Annotated in this window: 2 protein-coding genes; both read left to right on the top strand. The window is 66.7% G+C overall.

Features of this window, described 5'->3' with window-relative positions; all coding sequences use genetic code 11:
- On the top strand, positions 1-556 hold a 556-nt coding region (locus tag A9D60_RS04255), incomplete at its 5' end, for a metal-dependent hydrolase (RefSeq protein WP_217492032.1).
- On the top strand, positions 553-1,104 hold a 552-nt coding region (locus A9D60_RS04250; RefSeq protein ID WP_141117812.1), incomplete at its 3' end, for an SDR family oxidoreductase. The genes A9D60_RS04255 and A9D60_RS04250, both read left to right, overlap by 4 nt.

The raw sequence follows: 1,104 nt of genomic DNA, 5'->3' as shown, positions 1-1,104 counted from the left end.
CCCTGGTGGCGCGCCCTGCAGGACCGCGACGGTGTCGGCCAGCGGCTGGGCACCGGCAAGTGAACCGGCCGGGCCGGCGGCCATGCTGACTGCGCATCTGCCGTCTGGCTATGTGCTGGCGCGGCTGGCGCCTGAGGGGCACCGGCTGCTGATGCCGGCCGCCCTGATTGGCGCGGTGCTGCCGGATTTCGACATGCTGTGGTTCCATCTCGTGGACCAGGGCAGCATTCATCATCACCGCTACTGGGTGCATGTGCCTGCTTTCTGGGCCGCGATTGCGGCTCTGATCCTGCCGGTTCTGACCCTGTTTTCCCGTGCCCTGCTGGCCCCGGCGCTGGTGTTCTTTGCGGCCCTCTTTTTGCATATGGTGCTGGATACCATCGGCGGCGGTATCCTGTGGGGCGCACCGTTTAATGACCGCCTTTATACGCTGGTGGAGGTGCCTGCGAGCCAGCCCCATTGGGTGCTTTCCTTCCTGCTGCACTGGACCTTTCTGCTGGAACTGGGCATCTGGGCGCTGGCCCTGTATCTGTGGCGCAAAGGGAGGCGCATATGATCCTAGTATTCGGCAAGACCGGCCAGCTGGCCCGCGAACTGGCGGCGGATGAAAACGTCACCTGCCTGGGCCGCGATCAGGCGGATCTGAGCAACCCGGCCGCCTGTGCCGCCGCGATCCGGCAGGCGGCGCCTGAGGCGGTGATCAATGCCGCCGCCTATACGGCTGTCGACAAGGCCGAAAGCGAAGAGGCGCTGGCCACCGTGATCAACGGCGCAGCCCCCGGCGCGATGGCGGCGGCCTGCGCGCAAGCGGGCATTCCCTTTGTCACCGTCTCCACCGACTACGTCTTTGACGGCAGCGGTGAAGCACCCTGGCAGCCCGGGGATGCCACCGCGCCGGTGAACGCCTACGGGTGCTCCAAGCTGGCAGGCGAGGAACTGGTGAGCGCGGCAGGCGGAACATATGCGGTGCTGCGCACCTCCTGGGTGGTCTCGGCGCATGGCAATAACTTCGTCAAGACCATGCTGCGGCTGGGCAAGGAGCGCGAGCGGCTGACCATCGTGGCGGATCAGATCGGCGCCCCGACGCCCGCACGGGATATTGCC

The organism is Leisingera sp. JC1, assembly GCF_001679925.1.
In the GTDB taxonomy this organism is placed as follows: domain Bacteria; phylum Pseudomonadota; class Alphaproteobacteria; order Rhodobacterales; family Rhodobacteraceae; genus Leisingera.
The sequence above is the reverse complement of the archived record's forward strand: the minus strand, read 5'-3'. Positions and strand labels throughout refer to the sequence as shown.